Source organism: Kitasatospora sp. MAP12-44 (assembly GCF_029892095.1).
Lineage (GTDB): Bacteria > Actinomycetota > Actinomycetes > Streptomycetales > Streptomycetaceae > Kitasatospora.
In genome coordinates this window covers 2384130-2404477 of record NZ_JARZAE010000004.1, presented here as the reverse complement: position 1 = coordinate 2404477, position 20348 = coordinate 2384130, and the positions used below count along the sequence as shown (strand labels likewise).

Sequence of the window (20348 nt, the reverse complement as noted above, 5' to 3'; positions counted from 1 at the left end):
CGTTTGAACGGATCACGGTTCTGTTACTAGGGTCATGATCCGAGCCGCCGCGATGGAGATCACCCAGCCCGGGTGGCAGCGGGGAAGAAGGAGTCCTCCCGTGGCGTCCCACCGCCGTCCCAAGCAGCCGAGCCGTACGCGGACCATCGTGTTCACCGCAGCTGCGGCGACCGCGGTCGCACTCTCCGCGCAGACCGGAGCATGGGCCGATCCCAAGCCCTCGCTGGATGAGGTCAAGGCGCAGATCGACGGCCTGAACACCCAGCAGGAGGCCGCGTCGGAGCAGTACGACGGTGCCAAGGAGCACGGCGACCAGCTGCGCCAGCAGGCCTCCCAGCTGCAGGACCAGGTGGCGCGTCAGCAGGCGGAGGTCACGCAGCTGGAGGGCGGGCTCGCGGGTGTGGCCGCGGACCAGTACCGCAACGGTGGCATTGACCCCTCGGTGCAGCTGATGCTGAACTCCAATCCCTCGCTCTACCTCGACCAGGCCTCCAGCATGGCGCAGGCCACTGACACGCAGACCCAGGTGCTCAAGTCCCTGCAGTCCGACCAGCGCAAGCTGGACCAGGAGAAGCAGGAGGCCACCGCCACGCTGGCCGAGCTGGACCGCTCCACCCAGGTGCTGAACCAGGCCAAGGCGGACGTCCAGGCCAAGTTGGCCGCCGCGCAGAAGCTGATGAACTCGCTGAGCGCCGGCGACCGGGCCGCCCTGCAGCAGGCCGACGCCGCCTCACGCAGCAGCTCGCGGATCGACCTCAGCACCCTCAACCTGCCGCCGGCCTCCGGCTACGCGGCGATCGCCGTGGCGACCGCGCTGAGCGAGATCGGCAAGCCGTACCACTGGGGGTCGACAGGTCCCGACGAGTTCGACTGCTCGGGTCTGATGGTCTATTCCTACGCCGCCGCCGGCGTCTCGCTGCCGCGTGTCTCCCAGGAGCAGGCCGGCTACGGCGTCACGGTGCCGAGCCTGGCCCAGGCGCAGCCCGGCGACCTGGTGATCTACGGCCCCGGCGCGCACCACGTGGCCATGTACATCGGCAACGGCGACGTCGTGCACGCCCCGCGCGAGGGCGAGCTGATCCATATCGCCTCGGCGACCTCGATCGGCACGATCCAGACCATCCGACGGGTCTGACGCCGAGTCGCGGCGACTGCGCTCGCGCCGAACTGACGCCTCACCAAACGGTTTTGTGAGCTGCGCCACTCAAGGTGCCGCTCGTGATCAACCCCTGGTGATGCCCATATCACCCACAGTCAAAGTTGCACGTTTTTTCCGACAAGGATTTGAACGGATCACGGTTCTGTTACTAGGGTCATGATTCGAACCGCCGCGATGGAGATCACCCAGCCTGGGTGGCAGCGGGGGTTACCGCCGAGTCTGGAAAGCAGCGGGGCAGTTGACTGCCCGACGGGGAGCCCTTGCGAGGGTGCTGCGGACCGGAGCCGGGGAACCACGTTCCTCGGGGTGAATCGGCGCCAGGTCGACCGCAAGGTCGGTGAGGCGTCGTAGGGCATCTCTTCCAGCCCGAACCCGTCAGCTCACCCGGTAGGCGGATGTAGGAAGAAGGAGACCCGCCTTCGTGGCGTCCCATCGTCGTCCCAAGCCCACCGGTCGAACTCGCGCGTCGATCCTGACCGCGGCCGCTGCCACTGCCATGGCCCTTGCCTCGCAGACTGGCGCGCACGCGGACCCGGCGCCCACCCTCGACCAGGTCAAGTCGCAGGTTGACGCCCTGAACACGCAGGCCGAGGCTGCCACCCAGCAGCTGGACGGTGCCCAGGAGAAGCAGCAGCAGCTGACCACGCAGGTCGGCCAGCTGCAGGACCAGGTGGCCCGCCAGCAGGACCAGGTGACCACGCTGCAGGGCGGTCTGGCCGAGGTGGCCGCCGACCAGTACGCCTCCGGCGGTATATCGCCGACCGTTCAGCTGATGCTCAGCGCCAAGCCGGACAGCTTCCTGACCCAGGCCGGTTCGCTGAACCAGATGAACAGCACCCAGTCCGAGACGCTGAAGCAGCTCCAGCAGGAGCAGCAGAAGCTCGACCAGGACAAGGCCGAGGCGCAGAGCAAGCTCGCCGACCTGGCCAGCACCACGCAGACCCTGCAGGCCGCCAAGACCGATGTGCAGGCCAAGTTGGCGAAGGCCCAGGCCCTGCTGAACACGCTGACCGCGCAGCAGCGCCAGCAGATGGCCGACGCCGAGGCGAAGGCCTCCGCCGACGCCGCCGCCAAGTCCGCCGCCAGCATCGCGGCCATCACCGGCCAGGCCGCCTCGCGCAGCTCCAGCCGGACCGACCTGAGCGCCCCCAACACCGCCGGCGCCAACCCGCATGCCGCCGCCGCGATCGAGGCCGCCGTCAGCCGGCTCGGCGACGCGTACGTGTACGGCGCCACCGGCCCGAACACCTTCGACTGCTCGGGTCTGACGCAGTGGGCCTACGCGCAGGCCGGCGTCTCGCTGCCGCGCACCTCGCAGGAGCAGGAGTCGGCCGGCACCAACGAGGGCACCAACCTGGCCAACGCTCAGCTCGGTGACCTGATCATCTTCTACGGCGGCGACCACGTCGGCATCTACGTGGGCGGCGGCAACGTCATCCACGCCCCGCACACCGGTTCGGTGGTCCGCTACGAGGCGGCCTCCTCGATGCCGATCACGGCCATCGTGCGCCCGTACTAGGGTCCCCACGCAGGTCCGCACGTAGGTCCGCACGGCCCGGTCTCCGCTCGGAGGCCGGGCCGTCGGCGTTCCGGTCGGCGCACTGATGTCCGATTGGTGGTCAAATATTCGTCTTGGCAAGGGTTTGGACTCATTCGCCGCGCACCGCTAACGTCGGCGCTCGGAGTACCGCCTTCCACGTCGATTGGAGCCGTCGCCTCATGGTGATGCCGCACCGCCCGACCACCCCCGGCCGCACCACCCCGCCGGGAGCCGCACGCCGACTGGCCCGCGCGCTGGCGGTCACGGCTGCCGCGACCACCGCGGTGGCGATAGCTGCCGCAGGCGGCGCCCAGGCCGTCCCCACGCCCGACAAGAGGGACGTCAAGGCCCAGGTCGACCAGCTCTACTCGGAGGCCGAGCAGGCTTCGGAGCAGTCCAACGCGGCGGAGGAGACCCAGCGTCGGCTGCAGGGCGAGTCGGCCATCCTGCAGGCGCAGGTCGCCACGGGGCAGGACGCGCTCAACCGGATGCGCGGCCAGCTGTCAACGGTGGCGGCCGCCGAGTACCGCTCCGGCGGGATGGATCCGTCGGTGCAACTGATGCTCTCCGCCAACCCGGAGCGCTACCTGGACGAGGCCCGCAGCCTCGACCAGGTCGCCGAGCAGCGCGCCGCCTCGCTGCGCGAGGTGATCGAGCAGCAGCGCCGACTCGACCAGCGGCGCGCCGAGGCCACCAGCAAGCTGGCCGAACTCGACGGTGTGCGCAAGTCGCTGGTGGACAGCGAGCAGCAGGTGCAGCAGCGGCTGAAACGCGCGCAGGACCTGCTGAACACGCTGGACGCCCGCGACCGCGCCGTGCTGGCTGCCCAGGACGCCAGGGACGCGCAGGACCGGGCGGCCCGCGGTGGCGAGCGGGTCGACCTGGGCAACCAGCCACCGTCCTCGGACCGCGCCGCGGTCGCGCTGGCGGCGGCGCTCAGCAAGATCGGCTCGCCGTACGTCTACGGGTCGACCGGCCCCGGTTCCTTCGACTGCTCCGGTCTGATGTACTGGGCCTGGCGGCAGGCCGGAGTGACCCTGCCGCGCACCTCGCAGGCACAGGCGTTCGGGGGGCAGCGGATCAGCCTGGCCGAGGCGAGACCGGGAGACCTGGTGATCTTCTTCAGGGACATGCACCACGTCGGTATGTACGCCGGCGGCGGTGTCGTCGTGCACGCGCCCTACCCCGGGGCCCGGGTGCGCTACGAGAGCGTCGCGGCGATGCCGGTCGCGGCGGTGGTCCGGCCCTGAACGCTTTCGAGCGGCTGCGGCCTGCCCCGGCGGCCGCAGCCGCCGGGGAGCTGTCGCGCCGCGCCGCGCTGCTGCTCGCACTCGGCGCCGCCGCCCAGCTCTCGCTTCCCCGACTGGCGCCGCCGCAGTCGCCGGTCGCGGTGCCCGCGGCGACCGCGGCGGCGGTCGACCAGCTGCTCGCCGCGCACGCCCGGGCGCTGCGCTCGGGCGGGCTGGCCGCGCTGCCGCTGGCCCAGTTCGACTACCGGGTCACCGACCTGAGCGGACCGCAGGTCTCGGCCGAACTCTCCTATCGGATAACCGACTTCGACGACTACCCGGCCGTCCTGCGGCGCCGCTTCACGCTCGGCGCCGACGGCCTGCCGGGCGCCGAGACGGCTGCCCCCCGGAGCCCTGCCGCGCCCTGGGACCCGGGCCCGCTCGGGGTCGTCCCCGGGGCGCACTGCCTGGTGCTCGGAGCCGCCGACCACGACGAACTGACCGCGCTGGCCGGGGTGGTGGACGCCGGGGTGCCGACCGTCAACGGGCTCTGGGGTACCGGCTGGGCGGGCCGGCTGCTCGTCCAACTCCCGCAGACCGAGGTGCAGTTCGCGCAGCTGCTGGCGGTGGCCGCGGACGCCTACCAGGACATAGCCGCGGTCACCAGCGCGGCCGCCGGAGCGCCGGTGCACACCCCGGCCGACCGGGTGCTGGTCAACCCCGCGGCGTACCGCGAACTCAGTGCGCTGGGAAGGCGGGTGGTCCTCACCCACGAGGCCACCCATGTGGCCACCCGGGCCGACACCCACCCGTGGACGCCGCTCTGGCTCTCCGAGGGGATCGCCGACTACACCGGCTACCTCGGCACCGGACGCACCGCCCGGCAGATCGCGCCGGAGCTGGCCAAGGACATCGCAGCCGGCCGCACCCCCACCGCGCTGCCGCTGGACGCCGACTTCGCGGCGGGCTCCCAGGGTATCGCGCAGGCCTATGAACTCTCCTGGCTGGCCTGCGACCTGATCGCCCGTCAGCACGGCAATCCGGGTCTGGTCCAGCTCTACCGCGCGGTCGGCGCGGCCGGCGCGGGCGCCGGCCGCGAGCAGCAGCTCGACCAGGTCTTCCGGGCCCAGTTCGGCTACGGGCTGGCCGAGTTCACCAAGGAATGGATCGCCGAGACGGTCCGCCAGCTGAGCTGAGCTCAGCCGAGCCGGTCGGCTACGGGCGCTGCTGGACGTCGTCCAACAGGCTCTGCTCGTAGGCGATTCCGGGCCGGACCGGGTAGTTCTGCTCAGGCTCCGTCAGCACCGCGGTGGTGGCCTGCGGTGCGGGCGCGACCCCCTTGGTCGACTGCCACAACCGGTAGCAGGAGATCAGGGTCGCGGCCAGCAGCAGCAGGTTGCGGGATGCGAGCACCGTCACGCCCCACGGCAGGCTGTTCACGACCTGGCCGAACATCAGCGGGAACTCCGCGGTGGTCAGCCCGGTGGCCAGCAGGATCAGCAGCGCCACCGGCTTCTGACTGGTCCCGCGCACGGTCAGGCAGACCGCCGCGAGACCGACCAGCCAGACCATGTACTGCGGGCTGATCACCCGGCTGGTGACGGTGAAGATCAGCAGCGCGGCCAGCGCCGCGTCGAAGGTGGTGGACGGCTGCCAGCGGCGCGCCCGGATCCGCCAGAGCAGCAGCCAGCCGAAGCCCACCAGGGTGGCCATCACGGCGACCTTGGAGATCACCGGGACCCACGGGCCGAGCATCTCGACCGAGCCGTAGTTCATCATCACCTGGCCGTGCCAGGCGCCGGCCAGCCGGGCGAAGTGCAGCGGCAGCGCGCCCAGCGACTCCACCTCGATGCCGCGGTCGGCCTGGAAGGTGAGGAACTGGAAGGCGCCGTTCATCCCGGCGGCCAGCAGGAAGGCGAGTGTGGCCAGGGTGGCCGCCGCCGCCGTCCAGGAGTGCCGGGTGCGCCGGCCGCGCGGGGTGCCCGCCAGCGCGATCAGCGGCCAGAGCTTGATCAGGCCGCCCAGGCCCAGCAGGATGCCGCCCAGCACCGGTCGGCGCAGCAGCACCAGCAGCCCGGCGATCGCGATCGCGGTGACCAGGATGTCGTAGCGGCAGTAGACCGTCGGCCCGAGCAGCGGCACGCCGAGCACCCAGATCCAGCCGCCCAGCAGGCTGCGGCCCTTGCGGCTGCCGTTGCGCACCAGCATCGTCATGGCCACCGCGTCGAAGACGCCGCACAGCACGAAGAACGAGGTCAGGTACGACCACGGCAGCATGCCCGGAAGCAGCATCACCAGCGCCGCGCCGGGCGGGTACTGCCAGGTCACGTCGTCCATCGGGAAGGTGCCGGTCTGCAGCACCTCGAACCAGCCGTGGTAGATCACCGACACGTCGGTGGTCACGTCCAGCTGGCTGATCCTGATGACGCCGAAGACGAGCAGCAGGATCAGCAGCCGGGTAGCCGCCCAGGACGCGCCGAGCGCCCACAGGGCGCCACGAGCGGCCGCTGGGGCCGCCGGAGCGAGTGCGGTGGCGCCCTGCGCCTCGGGTTCGACCACGGCGAGGCCACCGCTGCTGCTGCCAGCCTGGCCGGCTGGGCCGTCCTGCGCCAACACCACTGAGCTCCCTCGTCAACGTCTCGCATGCCGGCGTCTCCGCATGCCTGCCTGAACCTGTGCCGACTAGGACAGGCTCAGCGGGGAAACGGTTCCGGTCGGTACTCCGTTCCCAGCAGGTGGGCATGGTGTCCTATGGTACGGATCAGCGAGCGGTGAACCGAGCACCCCCCGACCGAGCGAGCCGTGGCCAGTATGCCCAAGACCCTCATCGTCACCAACGACTTTCCCCCGCGCCCAGGCGGGATCCAGGCCTTCGTCCACAACATGGCGGTCCGCCAGCCGGCCGGCAGCGTTGTGGTGTATGCCTCATCCTGGCGCGACGGGAGCGAGGTGTCCCGGTTCGACGCCGAGCAGCCGTTCCCGGTGATCCGCGACCGGACCACCATGATGCTTCCCACACCCCGGGTCACCCGGCGGGCCGCCGAGATCCTGCGGGCCGAGGGCTGCGACTCGGTCTGGTTCGGCGCGGCCGCGCCGCTCGGCCTGATGGCCCCCGCGCTGCGCCGGGCGGGCGCCGGTCGGCTGCTGGGGATGACGCACGGCCACGAGGCCGCCTGGGCCCAGCTGCCGGCCTCCCGGCAGCTGCTGCGCCGGATCGGCGAGGGCACCGACACGCTGACCTACCTCGGCGAGTACACCCGCTCGCGGATCGCCCGCGCCGTCGGTCCCGGCCCGGCCGCGCGGATGGCGCAGCTGCCGCCGGGGGTGGACGAGCAGACCTTCCACCCCGACTCCGGGGGCGCCGAGGTGCGCGCGCGGCTGGGGCTGGCGGACCGCCCGGTGGTGGTCTGCGTCTCCCGGCTGGTGCCGCGCAAGGGGCAGGACACCCTGATCGCGGCCATGCCGCAGATCCTGGCCGCCCAGCCGGACGCCGTGCTGCTGATCGTCGGCGGCGGCCCGTACCTCGCGGACCTGCGCAAGCTGGCCGAGGCCAAGGGCGTCGCCGCCTCGGTGCGGTTCACCGGGGAGGTGCCGTGGGCCGAGCTGCCCGCGCACTTCGGCGCGGGGGACGTCTTCGCGATGCCGTGCCGGACCAGGCGCGGCGGGCTGGACGTGGAGGGCCTGGGCATCGTCTACCTGGAGGCCTCGGCCACCGGGCTGCCGGTGGTCGCGGGCGACTCCGGCGGAGCGCCGGACGCGGTGCTGGAGGGCAGGACGGGCTACGTGGTGCCCGGCGGCTCGCCGGGGGCGGCGGCCGAGCGGATCGTCCGCCTGCTGGGCGACGAGCGGCTGCGCCGCGAGCTGGGCGAGGCGGGGCGGCGCTGGGTCGAGGACGCCTGGCGCTGGGACCTGCTGGCGGGACGGCTCGGCGCCCTGCTCGCGGGGGAGTAGCAGCAGGGCGCCGAAAGGCGAAGTGGCGTCAGCGCTGGTAGAGCGCCTCGACCTCGGTGGCGAAGTCCTTGAGGACGACGCCGCGCTTGAGCTTGAGCGAGGGCGTCAGATAGCCGTTGGCCTCGGAGAAGACGGTGTCCAGGATCCGGAACTTCTTCACCGCCTCGGCGTGCGAGACCGCCTTGTTGCCCTCGTCCACCGCCTCCTGGACGGCGGCCAGCAGCGCCGGGTCCTCGCGCAGCTCGGCCAGCGTGGCCGGCGGGCGGCCGTTGAGCTCCAGCCACCTGGGCAGGAACTCCTCGTCGATGGTGACCAGGCAGCCGATGAACGGCTTGCGGTCGCCGACCACCATCACCTCGCCGATCAGCGCGTGCGCCCGGATCCGGTCCTCGATCACGGCCGGGGCGACGTTCTTGCCGCCGGCTGTGACGATGATCTCCTTCTTGCGCCCGGTGATCGAGAGGTAGCCCTCGTCGTCCAGGCTGCCCAGGTCGCCGGTGGCGAACCAGCCGTCCCGCAGCGCCTCGGCGGTCGCGGTCGGGTTGTTCCAGTAGCCGGTGAAGATCTGCGGGCCCTTGAGCAGCACCTCGCCGTCCTCGGCGATCCGCACCGCGGAGCCGGGCAGCGGTTGGCCGACCGTGCCGATCTTCGGCTTGTCATCCGGGTTGAAGGCGGTGGCCGCGCAGGTCTCGGTCAGGCCGTAGCCCTCCAGCACGGTGAAGCCGATGCCCCGGTAGAAGTGGCCCAGACGCTCGCCCAGCGGCGCGCCGCCGGAGATCGCGTGGGTGGCCCGGCCGCCCAGGGCGTTGCGCAGCTTGCTGTAGACCAGCTTGTCGAAGACCTTGTGCTTGAGCGTCAGGACCAGGCCCGCGCCGCCCTGGTCCAGCGCCCGGCTGTAGGCGATGGCCACGTCGCTGGCCTGGTCGAAGATCTTGCCCTTGCCGTCCGCCTGCGCCTTGGAGCGCGCGGTGTTGAAGACCTTCTCGAAGACCCGCGGCACGCCCAGGATCAGCGTCGGGCGGAACGAGGCCAGCTCGGCGGTGACGTCCTTGATGTCCGAGACATGGCCCAGCTTGCTGCCGGAGATCGCGGCGGCGATCTCGGCGATCCGGCCCAGCACGTGGGCCAGCGGCAGGAAGAGCAGCACCGAGCTCTCGCCGGCGCGGAACAGCTCGGGCATCCGGGCCGTCACATTGCCCAGCTCGGAGAGGAAGTTGCCGTGCGTCAGCTGACAGCCCTTGGGGCGGCCGGTGGTGCCCGAGGTGTAGACGATGGTGGCGATCGAGTCCTCGGTGGGGACCGAGCGGCGCTCGGTGACCACGGCGTCCGCGACGGCGTTGCCGGCCGCGTTGAGGGCGTCGATCGCGCCCCGCTCGATCTGCCAGCTGTGCTCGAGCTCGGGCAGCGCCTCGCGGACCTCGGCGAGTACGGCGGCGTGCGCGTCGGTCTCGGTGATCACCGCGATCGCGCCCGAGTCGCCGAGGATCCACTGGACCTGCTCGGCGGAGGAACTCTCGTACACCGGCACGGTGATCGCGCCCGCGCACCAGATGGCGAAGTCCAGCAGCGTCCACTCGTAGCGGGTGCGCGACATCACCGCCACCCGGTCGCCGGGCATGACGCCGGTGGCGATCAGGCCCTTGGCGGCGCGGTGCACCTCGGTCAGGAACGCGGCGGCGGTGAGGTCCTCCCAGCGACCGTCCACCTTGCGGCTGAGCACGGCCACACCGGGGCGCTCGGCGGCGTTCTGGTGGACCAGGTCCGAGAGGTTGCCACCGCTCGGGACCTGGTAGAGGGCCGGAAGGCTGAAGTCGAGCACTGCTGCTCCTGTCTGCGACGCTGCGGGACGGCAGGACGTTACTGCCCGGTAGGGAGATTCGGGTAGGGGGGTCGGGCATGGTGTTCGCAGTGTCACACCGGCGGCCCGCCGGGGGTCGTTCCGATCCGCACCTTACGTCAGGCCGTCGGTGACCTGTGGGTAGCCCCGGGACGTCTGGGGCGCCTGGGGCCTGGTACCCGTGGGGAAGGCGGTGCCTCCGGCCGCGATAGCCTGGCGCGTGCGCACACCTGACGACTCGCACGGGACAACGCGGAGGCCCACCCATGGCGGAACACACCAGGTCGAGCATCGTCATCGAGGCGACCCCGGCCCAGGTGATGGCGGTGATCGCCGATTTCGAGGCGTACCCGCTGTGGACGGGCGAGGTCAAGGAGATCGAGGTGCTCGGCCGCGCCGAGACCGGCCGCGCCACCGAGGTGCGCCTGCTGCTGGACGCCGGAGCGATCCGCGACGAGCATGTGCTCGCCTACACCTGGAACGACGACCGCGAGGTCTCCTGGACGCTGGTCAAGAGCCAGATGCTCCGCTCGCTGGACGGTTCGTACGCGCTGGCCGCCACCGCGGGCGGCACCGAGGTCACCTACCAGCTCGCGGTCGACGTCAAGATCCCGATGCTCGGGATGATCAAGCGCAAGGCCGAGAAGGTCATCATCGACCGGGCGCTGGCCGGGCTCAAGAAGCGCGTCGAGGGCTGATCGCCCGATGCCGCGACCGGTCATGACGCGAACCGTGCTCGTCACCGGTGACGGCGCCGGGGTGGCCGAGGTGGCCGCCGCCACCGCGCTGCACGCGGCCGAGCGCGGGCTGCGGACCCTGCTGGTGGCCGCGGACGACCCGCATCGGCGGATCGACGGACTGTTCGGCAGTCGGCTCACCGCGGTGCCCGAACCGGTCGCGGGCAACCTGTGGGCCACCCGGATCGACGAGCAGCACGCCTTCCGCCGGGCCGTCGCCGGTCTGGACGGCCCGCTGCGCAGCGGGTACGACCTGCTCGGCGTCGAACCGCTGGACGAGGACGAGCTGACCGCGCTGCCCGGCACCGGGCACCTCGCGTTGCTGCGGGCGCTGCGGCAGCCCGCCGGGGAGTGGGACGTGCTGGTGGCCGCCGCCCCGCCGCCCGCCGAACTCACCGCCGCCCTCGCGCTGCCCGAGCAGCTCGACCGCTACCTCGCCCGGCTGCTGCCCGAGCAGCGCCAGGCCGCCCATGCGCTGCGCCCGATGCTGGCCGCCCTGGTCGGCATGCCGATGCCGGCCGACTGGATCTACAAGGCCCGCGGCTGGGCGGCCGTCGAGCTCGCCGCCGCGCGCGAGGTGGTCGAGTCGCCGGCCACCTCGGTGCGCCTGGTGGCCGACGCCGGCAGCTTCACCGCCGACGGGCTGCACCGGGCCCGGGCCGGCCTCGCGCTGTTCGGGCACCGGGTGGACGCCGTCGTCGCGCATCGGGCGCTGCCGGCCGCCGCGCTCGGCTCGCCCGATCCCTGGCTCGCCGCGCTGGCCGTCCGCGAGCGCGAGCGGCTCGACGGGCTCGGGCTGGACGTGCCGCTGCTGATCGCCGACCAGCTGGCCGAGGAACTGCCCGCGCTGGCCCGGCAGTTGTACGGCACCGGGGCGGGTCCCGAGCCCACCGACGGCTGGCCCTGGACCGCCGAGGACCGGCTTGCCGAGGACGGCGTGCTGCTCTGGCGGCTCGCGGTGCCCGGCGCCGACCGCGCCGACCTGGAGCTGATGCGGCGCGGCGACGAGCTGGTGGTCGGGCTCGGCCCGTACCGCCGGATCCTGCCGCTGCCCTCGGCGCTGCGCCGCTGCACGGTGGCGGGAGCGGGCCTGCGCGACGGCGAGCTGACGGTGCGCTTCGCGCCGGATCCGGAGCTCTGGCCGCGCTCCTGAGCGGGCGGGCGGGCCGGGCGCCTCGGCAGCGGGTGTGCCCGGCGCCTCGGCGGCCTCCGGTAGCGTCGCGGCAGGGGCCGCGGTCGCGGTCGCCGGCACGAGGAGGCGCCCGTCATGAACAGTTCAGATCCTGTCGACAACCCGCTCGGCCCGCTGGTCGACGAGACGCGCAAACTGGCCTTCGCGGTGGGCGGGAAGGCCCTGCACGCGGCCGGGCGGTTCCGCGACCAGTACCCCGAGGTCTACGAGCACCTGGCCACCGCCGGAACCGAGCTGATGGCCGCCTATCGGGCCGCAGTGGCCGGTCACGAGCGCCGCTGGGCGGCTCCGGAGCCGAGCGGCAGCGAGCGGATCGACGTGGAGGAGTGAGCGGTCGTCAAGCGCCGCTCGACCTCGGTTACCCAGCGGATCCAGGACACTACCGATCGGTATGAATCGTACGACTTTTGAAGCCTCTCGGCGGGGTTCCCTTCTCCTTGTCTTCGGATAATGTATGGCACGGTGTGTAGGGGAGCGTGGACGGGGCGAGTCCCGGCCCGCCCATCGGGCACGAGCGAATGACTGAGGGACACATGGCTCTGACCATCGGCGTCGACGTCGGCGGGACCAAGATCGCGGCTGGCGTGGTCGATGAGACCGGCGAGATCCTGGCCCGGACCCGGGTACCCACCCCGGCCGACCCCCAGTGGGCCGTCGACGCCATCGCCCAGGCGGTGCGCGAGCTCAAGGAGAGCTACGGCGAGGTGGCCGCGGTGGGCGTCGGAGCCCCCGGCTTCGTCGACCGGGAGCGCTCCACGGTGATCTTCGCGCCCAACATCGCCTGGGAGAACGAGCCGCTGCGCACCCGCATCGAGGAGCTCACCGGCCTCGACACCGTGGTGGAGAACGACGCCAACTGCGCCGCCTGGGCCGAGTTCCGCTTCGGCGCCGCCGCCGAGTACAGCGACATGGTGCTGATCACCGTCGGCACCGGCATCGGCGGCGGCCTGGTGCTGGACGGCCGCCTGCACCGCGGCCGGTTCGGCGTGGCCGGCGAGATCGGCCACCTCAACATGGTCCCCGACGGCCTGCTCTGCGGCTGCGGCGGCAAGGGCTGCTGGGAGCAGTACGCCTCCGGCCGGGCGCTGCGCCGCTACGGCCGGGAGCGGTCGGCCGCCGACCCGATCGCCGGCAAGCGGATGCTGGAGCTCAACGACGGCGTCGCCGAGACCATCCGGGGCATCCACATCACCGAGGCGGCCGAGGACGGCGACCCGCTGGCGCTGGAGTGCTACGCGGAGCTGGCCGACTGGCTCGGCCGCGGCATGGCCGACCTGGCCGCGCTCTTCGACCCGGGCGTCTTCGTGCTCGGCGGCGGGGTCTCCGACTCCGGCCGGCTGCTGCTCGACCCGGTTGCCAAGGCCTACGGGACATATCTGACCGGCGGCGTGCACCGGCCGCGGGCCGAGGTGGTGCTGGCGTCGATGGGCTCGGCGGCCGGCATCGTCGGCGCCGCCGACCTGGCCCGTACGCGCTGAACGATCGCGCCACCGCACGCGCTGAACGAACGCGCTGACGAACCGTCACGCTGCCGGTCCCGCAACGACGGAACCGGTAGCGTGTCACGGGTGACTCTCGACCTGCCGCCCTCCGGCCCGGAACCCGACGGTGCCCAGCGGGTCCGCGTGCTCAGCTACAACATCCGCTCGCAGCGCGACAGTCGGCGCGCGCTGGTCCGGGTGATCCGCGCCTGCGAGGCCGACCTGATCTGCATCCAGGAGTCTCCCCGGTACATGTTCCCGCAGGCGCAAGCGGCCTGGCTGGCCCGCGAGACCGGCACCGTGATCCTCTCCGGCGGCGGCCGCATCGCCGCCGGCCCGCTGCTGCTCGGCACCCCGGACGTCACGGTGCTTCGCCGCGCCGACCTGCTGCTGCCCAAGGTGCGCGGCCTGCACGCCCGCGGCTTCGCCACCGCCGTCATCCGGCTCGGCCGCGCCGCGCCGTTCGCGCTCACCAGCTGCCACCTCAGCGTCAACCCGCCCGAGCGGCTACGGCAGTTCGAGCTGCTGCCCGGCCAACTCGCGGGCGCGCAGCACGCCGTGATCGGCGGCGACTTCAACGAGCACCCCGAGGACCCGGGTTGGCGCCGACTGGCCGAGCGCTACCAGGACGGCTACGCCACCGCACCCTGGGGCGGCGAGTACACCTCCCGCCCCGGCGACCCGTTCCAGCGCCTGGACGCCGTCTTCGCCACCCCGGCCATCGACGTACTCGCCAGCGGCGTCCCATCCCTCCCGATGCCCGACCTGCTGGCCGCCACCGACCACCTCCCGGTCCTCGCGGCCCTCCGCATCCCAGCAGCGCCCTGACCACCGCGCCTCACGCCGCTGGCCTCCCGAAGCTCGGCAGGCTGTGGGCGGGCTCGTCCAGCCATGGTGTCTGGCCGTCGGGAGTGACCGTCAACCCGAACCGCTCGAGTCCGGGACGACCGGCCGCGTCCCACCAGGCGTAGGCCTCCTCGACCTCCGTCCAGAGATTCCGGGGGCCGGACTGCGCGACCGCGTGTGACCCGTTCCAGTCGGCCAGTCGGCAGTGGGCGTACGAGACGCCGTCCCAGACCTCCGAGCGCCCCGTACCGAGCCGGTCGTAGCCGGCCCAGACGCTCTGCCGGAGCAGACCCGGAACCAGCAGGCCGACGGCGAAGGCCGCCGCGGTTTCCTCTTCCACCGCCGCCGGGTCGATCAGCGAGGCGCGGTGGCGCACCGCCTCGATATCGAACGGCCCGGACTGCGGCCGCTGGTCGCGGACCCACATGAAGGCCACGTCCGCCACGAAGGGACCCGACGCCGAACGCCCGTCGTCGGCGACGGTGAGCTTGAGCAGCGCTCCGTTGCAGAACGCCGTGCCGAACGGCGTCAGGACCAGGCCGCCGGGTCGGGTCTGCTCGACCCACGCGAACGGCACGCGCCGCACCGCCGCCGTGGCGTGGACGCGATCGTAGGGCGCCCTGTCGCGGTAGCCGAGCGCGCCGTCACCGGCCACCACGGTCGCGCCCAGGTGAGCTCCGCCCAACCGGGTCCGCGCCAGATCCGCCAGACCCGCATCCACCTCGACACTGGTCACCCGGGCACCCCCCAAGTGCCGGGCGAGGAGTGCCGCCGTCCAGCCCGTCCCGGTGCCGATTTCCAGGACTCGCATGCCCTCGGTCACCTCCAGGTGCCGCAGCATCGTCGCCACGACCGTCGGCATCGAGCTGGACGAGGAGGGAGTCTGTCCGTCGTCGTAGAGCTGGGTAACCAACGGCAGGTCGGAGCAGACCAGTTCCATCCACCGCGCGCTGTCCGTCCGCCGGTCGATCCACTTACCCTCATGGTGAATGCGGTCGGGGGTGAACGCGGTGCGCGGGACCGTGGTGAACGTCTTCTCCCACTTCGCGGGCAGAGCCCCGGAGTCCAGCAGTGCCGCGGTGAGTTCGGTCCAGGTCATCACTTGCCTCCGGGCTTGGGCAGGTTGGTGGGCGGCGCGCTGCGCTGACCGTCGTGCGGAGCCGTGTCGGGCTTGCCGGAGTGCGAACCGCCGTTGCCGTTGCCCTTGCCGTCGTCGCCTGAACCGCCGCCATGCTTCGCCATGATCGCTCTCCCGGGTGTCTCTCGGTTCTGAGGATGACGCTCTCGCACGCCACACCACCCAGACAACAGTGGTGAGTTGACCCGAACCAGAGCAAATATGGCGCACCCCTGGTGCATACTCGATGCACCAGGAGCTCTGACCTGGGTAGACGTATCCCGAACAGAGGGGCCGAAATGTCCTTCGCACGGCGGCGCTTGGCGCAGCGTCGAAAGTCGCTGGGCTACAGTCAGGAATCGATCGCAGCTGAACTCCAGGTCGATCGCTCCACCATCGGCCGGTGGGAGCGCGGCGAGGTCGCACCGCAGCCGCACATCCGGCCAAGACTTTCCAGGCTCCTGCAGGTCACCCCGACCGAGCTTGACACGCTCCTGGCGACACCACTGCCAGTCGAGTGCTCTCCGGTGATCGGACAAGCGCCACGGCCCATGGTCACAGTTGACACCGTGGTACCCGGGACTTACTTGGATGTGGGTGACCTTGACTCCATGAACCGTCGTGAATTCCTCCAACTCGTGAGCATAACCGGCACACTTGTCGCACTGTCGCCGCTCGATCTCGACCACGCCGACCGCCCGGTTCTGGCGGCCGTGAGCGACATCGATGAGCACGAAATGCTGAACAGTCATCTGTGGCAGGTCTTTTCGCTGGCCAAGTCGAAGCCATCGGTCTACCCGCTTGTTCGGCATCAGCTCAGTGCACTCGCGGCAAGCCTTGCGGAAGCGCGCGGTGAGGCCGCACACAAGCGACTCTGCGCGCTGGTTGGAGATCTGTTCCAACTTGCAGGCGAGATCTTCTTTGACAGCAACCGCTACACGGATGCCGCCTACTGCTACACGCTCGCGACGAGCGCCAGCAAGGAGGCGGACGCCTATGACCTGTGGGCATGCGGACTGACACGCCATGCCTTCATCGGTATGCATGAGCGCCGATTTGCCAAGGCCATACCGCTGTTGAACACCGCATCCCAGGTCGCACAGCGCGGCGATGGCGAGCTTTCGACGCGGCACTGGGTAGCAGCGTACAGGCCGAGGCATTCGCGGGTATCGGCGATTTCGCTGCCTGTCATCGCGCTCTGGATCTTGCCCAGGAAGTCCACTCGCTCAGCGGCCAGGTGCACAACGGTGGTTGGTTGCGCTTCGACGGCTCACGCCTGGCAGAGGAGCGGGGCACCTGCTACATCGAGCTCGGCCGACCGGATCTCGCCGAACGGGCGCTGACCGAGGCTTTGGATCAGAAACTCTCCCTGCGTCGGAGAGGCAGCGTACTGACGGACCTTGCCGTGCTCGGAATCCAGCGCGGTGACTCCGATCAGCTCCTGCTGTACGCGAGTACGGCCGTGGAACTGGCACGGCAAAGCGGATCCGGGTACGTCGGGCGGAAGTTGCAGGGCCTGCAATCGAGGCTTGATCCGTTCATCTCGGACAGGCGTGTCTCTGAACTGAGCAACCAGATCTCGAATCTAGCCATCATCTCTGTGTGACGAGGGGACCTATCGTGCAGACCGAAAACGGCCGCACCTTCCGCGAGGCGTGGATCGCCGGAGTCAGGAAGTACTACCCGGGGGAGCCCAAGCCGGGCTACGTCACGCCGTGGGAGGAGACTCCCGAGTGGGAGCGCCGGTCCGCAGCGGCCGTCTACGAGCAGGTCTGCGGGTTCATCGCGGTGAGTGACGGCAACACCGCCAAGCTGACCCGGGAGCAGAAGGGGCGCTTTGTCGCGTTGTGCTGGATCGCCCAGATCCACAAGCACATCGAGAACCCCAAGCCCGGTTACGTCGCCGACTGGGAGGCACTGCCGCAGTGGCAGCGGGAGACCGACGCGGACATCTTCGAGCGGATCGAGCAGGAATTCATCGAGCGCGAAGCCTGAGCCGCGCCGTCCCGGAAGGCGGGACGGCGCGGCTCTTCGGTGGTCGTCAGACGACTGCGCCGCCGGTCGGGTCCGGGGGCTCGTCCTCGTCGCGGTCCTTCATGCGGGCGACCAGGGTGACGAAGCCGCCCAGGAAGGCGGACAGGCCGACCCAGGCGGGCCAGCCGGCGATCTCGCGCCAGAAGAAGGCGTCGAAGAGCAGCAGCGCCGGACCGCCGAGTACGGCGATCCAGGCGAACTTGGCGGTGGTGTCGCCGTGGGGGAGCGGCGGGGGCTCGGGCGGCACGTAGTGGCCCTCGTCCGGGTCCTCGGCGGGCGTCCAGACGCGGTGGCCCTCGGCGGGTGGCCCCACCGGGGGACGGGGGCGCGGCTCGGGCGTCAGGCCAGCCCGCTCGTTCCTGGCCCGGAGGTTCTCGATCTCCGGCCAGTCCGGCCGGTTGAGGTCCACCGGATCGTCGAACTGCGCCACCAGCGCGGCGAAGATCGCGTCCTGCTCGGCCTGGCTCCCAGGGGCGGGAGCAGGCGTCTGCTCGCTCTCCCGCTCCGAGGGACGCTCCTCGTCAGCGCCCGCCGCCCCGCCCGCCGCCCCGCTCATCGGTACTGCCTCATCTGCTCTGCCGGCCCTTCAGCCCTGGTGGCCCTAGCCCTGACGATCTTCAGCCCTGACGATCTTCGGCCTTCGCGACCGTGGTCAGCCGCCGGACGAACGCGAGGGACTCCTCGAAGATCAGTCCGGCGTCGTGGTCCAGCGTCGCCACATGGAAGCTGCGCTCGCACAGCCGCTCCGTCACATCGATCGAGGATATCCGCGCGAGCACCAGAGCGGAGTTCGCCGGGGAGACCACGTGGTCCTGCGGGCTGTGCAGCAGCAGCACCGGCTGGGTCACCCGGGGCAGGGCGTGCTGGACCTCGCGCCACAGCAGCGAGAGGGACCACACGGCGTGCGCGGGCATCCGGTCGTAGCCGACCTCCGCGGCCCCGGCGAGGGCGATGTCGCCGGCGACCCCGGGCAGGCTGGGCACCAGGTGCCGCAGGACCGGGAGCATCGCGATGGCGGGGGTGTCGGCGCGTACCGACGGGTTGACCAGCACCACACCGCTGACCCGCTCGCCGTGCTCGGCCGCCAGCCGCAGGGTCAGCGCGCCACCCATCGACAGGCCCATCACAAAGACCTGCTCGCACTCCTGCGAGAGGGTCAGCAGCTCACGGGAGACCTCGGCGTACCAGTCCTCCCAACGGGTCACCTGGAGGTCCTGCCAGCGAGTGCCGTGGCCCGGGAGCAGCGGCAGCGAGACGGTGAGCCCGGCGGCGGCCAGCTCCTCGGCCCAGGGGCGCAGCGACTGCGGGGAGCCGGTGAAGCCGTGGCAGAGCAGGACGCCGACCGGTCCGCCGCGATGGCGGTACGGTTCGGCACCGGGCAGCAGCGGCATGCGCAGGCTCCTTCGCGAAGATGCGGAGATGAAGACGCGGAGATGGGGAAGCGGCCGGGAGCGCATCGTCCCATGGGAGGGGCGGCTAGTACACCCGCTGGGGGTGCCTCCTGACGGGCTCCGGCGGCGCCGAGGGCCGGTCGCGGCTGCCCACGGTGTCCGAACGGGTGCTCCGGGGCATTAGGATCGACCGGTCTGCAACACAGGAGGCCCCGGTTGTTCTACCGACTGATGAAGATGATCGTCGCACCACTGCTACGGATCTTCTTCCGGCCGTGGATGGAGGGTGCGGAGAACATCCCCGACGAGGGAGCCGCGATCATCGCGAGCAACCACCTCTCCTTTTCGGACTCCTTCTTCCTGCCCGCGCTGATGAAGCGCCGGGTCACCTTCATCGCGAAGGCGGAGTACTTCAATACGCCCGGAATCAAGGGCAAGCTGACCGCCGCCTTCTTCAAGGGCGTCGGCCAGCTGCCGGTGGACCGCTCCGGCGTCCGCGGCGCGGGCGAGGCGGCGATCCGCAGCGCGATCTCGGTGATCGACCGCGGTGAGCTCTTCGGGGTCTACCCCGAGGGCACCCGCTCGCCCGACGGCAAGCTCTACCGCGGCAAGGTCGGCGGTCTGGCGCGGGTCGCGCTGGCGACCGGCGCGCCGGTGATCCCGGTCGCGATGATCGACACCGAGAAGGTGCAGCCGCCCGGCCAGGTGCTGCCCACCTTCGGCATCCGCCCCGGCATCCGGATCGGCCGCCCGCTGGACTTCTCGCGCTACCAGGGGATGGAGAACGACCGCTTCATCCTCCGCTCGGTCACCGACGAGGTGATGTACGAGATCATGCGGCTCTCCGGCCAGGAGTACGTGGACATCTACGCGACCGCCGCCAAGCGGCAGATCGCCGACGACAAGAAGCGGGCCGACGCCGAGCGCCGGGCCGAGCAGCGGGCCGCGCACCTTGAGCAGAAGGCGGCGCTCAAGGCCCAGCAGGAAGCCGAGAAGGCCGAGGCGGACGCCAAGGCCGAGGCGGAGCAGCGGAAGCCCGACGAGTCCTAGGCTCCAGACGGCATGGTGTCCAGGGCACTGCTGCGCAGCAGTGCCCTGGACACCTGAGCGGGTCCCTGAGAGGTCAGTTGGCGGCCTGGAAGCTGTAGTTGAAGTCGGCGTGCCCGTAGTGGCGCATCATGCCGAGCCAGAACGGCATCAGCATCTCCATGCCGCGCGCCGCCGTGATGCCGCCGAGGTCGATGATGTCGGCGGCCGGCCAGCCGAAGCTGCCCAGCAGCTCGGTGACCTCGCGCTTGGCGCGCTGGTCGTCACCCGCGACGAAGAGGTTGTGCCGGCCCGGCACCCGGCGCGGGTCGACCATCACCGGCGCGGAGACCGTGTTGAGCGCCTTGACCACCCGGGCGTCCGGGAAGCGGCGCTGGATCTGCTCGCCCACGCTGTCGGTGTTCACCGGCTCCAGCGACACCTGGCCGTCGGCGGCGAAGACCAGCGGGTTGGAGGCGTCGATCAGCAGTTTGCCGCCCAGCCGGTCCGCCCCGGCCGCCTCGAGCGCCAGCAGCGAGACCGTCCCCGAGGTGGCGTTCAGTACGCGCTCGCCGAACTCCGCCGCGTCGGCGAACGTCCCGGCCGAGCCCTGCGGCCCGGCCGCCTCGGCCCAGGCCGCGGCGCTCGGATTGTCCTTGCTCCGCGATCCCATCGTCACGTCGTGGCCGAGGGCCACCAGCTTGCTCGCCAGGGTCTGCCCGACGGTTCCCGTTCCCAGCACGCCATATCGCATGCCGGCCATTGTGCCTGACGATCAGTCAGGCCCGCTGGCCGGGCACGCCGTCAG

The 20348-nt window shown here is 71.4% G+C and carries 20 protein-coding genes and 1 riboswitch; of the genes, 13 read left to right on the top strand and 7 right to left on the bottom strand.

From position 1 onward, the window contains the following. The first annotated feature begins 100 nt into the window (after nucleotides 1-100). The 4 genes from P3T34_RS11315 to P3T34_RS11300 all read left to right on the top strand — a co-directional run bounded on the left by P3T34_RS11315 (nucleotide 101) and on the right by P3T34_RS11300 (nucleotide 5124). Nucleotides 101-1135, top strand: coding sequence for a C40 family peptidase (locus P3T34_RS11315; protein ID WP_280665896.1), 1035 nt, complete (start codon nucleotides 101-103; stop codon nucleotides 1133-1135). 283 nt (nucleotides 1136-1418) lie between these two features. Further along, nucleotides 1419-1569: riboswitch (cyclic di-AMP (ydaO/yuaA leader) on the top strand. A gap of 11 nt (nucleotides 1570-1580) precedes the next feature. Continuing rightward, entirely contained in the window at nucleotides 1581-2678 is a 1098-nt protein-coding gene (locus P3T34_RS11310; RefSeq protein WP_280665895.1) for a C40 family peptidase, read from the top strand. A 200-nt stretch (nucleotides 2679-2878) separates the two neighbouring features. Next, complete coding sequence (locus P3T34_RS11305) at nucleotides 2879-3949, top strand: C40 family peptidase (RefSeq protein WP_280665894.1); 1071 nt, start codon at nucleotides 2879-2881, stop codon at nucleotides 3947-3949. 140 nt (nucleotides 3950-4089) lie between these two features. Further along, nucleotides 4090-5124 carry a hypothetical protein gene (locus P3T34_RS11300; RefSeq protein WP_280665893.1) on the top strand — a complete coding sequence of 345 codons (1035 nt, stop codon included), beginning with the start codon at nucleotides 4090-4092 and terminating at the stop codon, nucleotides 5122-5124. Between the two features lie 19 nt (nucleotides 5125-5143). Here the strand turns inward: P3T34_RS11300 and P3T34_RS11295 are convergent, their stop codons facing one another. After that, a complete protein-coding gene (locus tag P3T34_RS11295) occupies nucleotides 5144-6544 on the bottom strand; it encodes a glycosyltransferase 87 family protein (protein ID WP_280665892.1) in 1401 nt (466 codons plus the stop codon). A 195-nt stretch (nucleotides 6545-6739) separates the two neighbouring features. On the opposite strand from P3T34_RS11295, the gene P3T34_RS11290 reads away from it, so the two are divergent. Then, nucleotides 6740-7879, top strand: coding sequence for a glycosyltransferase family 4 protein (locus P3T34_RS11290; RefSeq protein ID WP_280671984.1), 1140 nt, complete (start codon nucleotides 6740-6742; stop codon nucleotides 7877-7879). Between the two features lie 28 nt (nucleotides 7880-7907). Here the strand turns inward: P3T34_RS11290 and P3T34_RS11285 are convergent, their stop codons facing one another. Then, on the bottom strand, nucleotides 7908-9698 hold the full coding sequence (locus tag P3T34_RS11285) for a long-chain fatty acid--CoA ligase (protein ID WP_280665891.1): 1791 nt from the start codon (nucleotides 9696-9698) through the stop codon (nucleotides 7908-7910). A gap of 284 nt (nucleotides 9699-9982) precedes the next feature. Between P3T34_RS11285 and P3T34_RS11280 the strand changes: the two genes are divergently transcribed. The 5 genes from P3T34_RS11280 (at nucleotide 9983) to P3T34_RS11260 (ending at nucleotide 13954) form a co-directional block, all read left to right on the top strand. Continuing rightward, nucleotides 9983-10414 carry an SRPBCC family protein gene (locus P3T34_RS11280; protein WP_280665890.1) on the top strand — a complete coding sequence of 144 codons (432 nt, stop codon included), beginning with the start codon at nucleotides 9983-9985 and terminating at the stop codon, nucleotides 10412-10414. A 22-nt stretch (nucleotides 10415-10436) separates the two neighbouring features. Then, nucleotides 10437-11606: an ArsA-related P-loop ATPase gene (locus P3T34_RS11275; RefSeq protein ID WP_280665889.1), complete on the top strand. Its 1170-nt coding sequence runs from the start codon at nucleotides 10437-10439 to the stop codon at nucleotides 11604-11606. A 114-nt stretch (nucleotides 11607-11720) separates the two neighbouring features. Beyond that, nucleotides 11721-11975: a DUF5304 family protein gene (locus P3T34_RS11270; protein ID WP_280665888.1), complete on the top strand. Its 255-nt coding sequence runs from the start codon at nucleotides 11721-11723 to the stop codon at nucleotides 11973-11975. 203 nt (nucleotides 11976-12178) lie between these two features. Next, the gene (locus P3T34_RS11265; protein ID WP_280665887.1) at nucleotides 12179-13123 is read left to right on the top strand and encodes an ROK family glucokinase; all 945 of its coding nucleotides are present in this window, start codon (nucleotides 12179-12181) and stop codon (nucleotides 13121-13123) included. Nucleotides 13124-13213: 90 nt separating this feature from the next. Beyond that, nucleotides 13214-13954, top strand: coding sequence for an endonuclease/exonuclease/phosphatase family protein (locus P3T34_RS11260; protein ID WP_280665886.1), 741 nt, complete (start codon nucleotides 13214-13216; stop codon nucleotides 13952-13954). Between the two features lie 10 nt (nucleotides 13955-13964). Here the strand turns inward: P3T34_RS11260 and P3T34_RS11255 are convergent, their stop codons facing one another. Beyond that, nucleotides 13965-15071 carry a methyltransferase domain-containing protein gene (locus P3T34_RS11255; protein ID WP_280665885.1) on the bottom strand — a complete coding sequence of 369 codons (1107 nt, stop codon included), beginning with the start codon at nucleotides 15069-15071 and terminating at the stop codon, nucleotides 13965-13967. Next, nucleotides 15071-15214, bottom strand: a complete 144-nt coding sequence (locus tag P3T34_RS11250; RefSeq protein ID WP_280665884.1) for a hypothetical protein — start codon at nucleotides 15212-15214, stop codon at nucleotides 15071-15073. The genes P3T34_RS11255 and P3T34_RS11250 overlap by 1 nt, the downstream gene beginning before the upstream one ends. Nucleotides 15215-15388: 174 nt before the next feature. Between P3T34_RS11250 and P3T34_RS11245 the strand changes: the two genes are divergently transcribed. Together P3T34_RS11245 and P3T34_RS11240 are read left to right on the top strand one after the other, a co-directional pair. Then, nucleotides 15389-16432 (top strand): helix-turn-helix transcriptional regulator, encoded by a 1044-nt coding sequence (locus P3T34_RS11245; protein ID WP_348534649.1) that lies wholly within the window; start codon nucleotides 15389-15391, stop codon nucleotides 16430-16432. A 274-nt stretch (nucleotides 16433-16706) separates the two neighbouring features. Further along, entirely contained in the window at nucleotides 16707-17084 is a 378-nt protein-coding gene (locus P3T34_RS11240; RefSeq protein ID WP_280671982.1) for a hypothetical protein, read from the top strand. 46 nt (nucleotides 17085-17130) lie between these two features. Here the strand turns inward: P3T34_RS11240 and P3T34_RS11235 are convergent, their stop codons facing one another. Both P3T34_RS11235 and P3T34_RS11230 read right to left on the bottom strand, forming a co-directional pair. Further along, entirely contained in the window at nucleotides 17131-17679 is a 549-nt protein-coding gene (locus P3T34_RS11235) for a hypothetical protein (protein WP_280665883.1), read from the bottom strand. A 61-nt stretch (nucleotides 17680-17740) separates the two neighbouring features. After that, nucleotides 17741-18514 (bottom strand): alpha/beta fold hydrolase, encoded by a 774-nt coding sequence (locus tag P3T34_RS11230; RefSeq protein WP_280665882.1) that lies wholly within the window; start codon nucleotides 18512-18514, stop codon nucleotides 17741-17743. Between the two features lie 231 nt (nucleotides 18515-18745). On the opposite strand from P3T34_RS11230, the gene P3T34_RS11225 reads away from it, so the two are divergent. Then, on the top strand, nucleotides 18746-19564 hold the full coding sequence (locus P3T34_RS11225; protein ID WP_280671981.1) for a lysophospholipid acyltransferase family protein: 819 nt from the start codon (nucleotides 18746-18748) through the stop codon (nucleotides 19562-19564). Nucleotides 19565-19637: 73 nt separating this feature from the next. Here the strand turns inward: P3T34_RS11225 and P3T34_RS11220 are convergent, their stop codons facing one another. Continuing rightward, entirely contained in the window at nucleotides 19638-20294 is a 657-nt protein-coding gene (locus tag P3T34_RS11220; RefSeq protein ID WP_280665881.1) for an NAD(P)-binding domain-containing protein, read from the bottom strand. Nucleotides 20295-20348 lie beyond the last annotated feature (54 nt).